General features: G+C 64.2%; 1 protein-coding gene. It reads right to left on the bottom strand.

Annotation, left to right across the window (positions count from 1 at the left end):
* The coding region (locus tag SB659_RS20635; RefSeq protein WP_410551794.1) for a cytochrome d ubiquinol oxidase subunit II at positions 1-232 on the bottom strand (232 nt) is incomplete at both ends.

The raw sequence follows: 232 nt of genomic DNA, 5'->3' as shown, positions 1-232 counted from the left end.
GCATCCACCCCAGGGTCAACTCGCTCGAACTTGCATTCCAGATGGTCAGACTGTGCGACGGCTCGGCGCTCGACGGCATCATGAACGGGAACATCGCCGCGCCTACCGAACCGATCACGCGAGCCCACACGACGAGACCGAGCCACCACGCGAGATAGCCATGTCGGCGCGAGATGGCCGCGCTACCGATCAACAGTGCGAGCAATGCGGCCGCCGGCAAGATCCACAACGC

Origin of the sequence: Arthrobacter sp. SIMBA_036, assembly GCF_046535135.1 — a bacterium.
In the GTDB taxonomy this organism is placed as follows: Bacteria; Actinomycetota; Actinomycetes; order Actinomycetales; family Micrococcaceae; genus Arthrobacter.
This window is presented reverse-complemented; position numbering and strand designations above follow the sequence as displayed.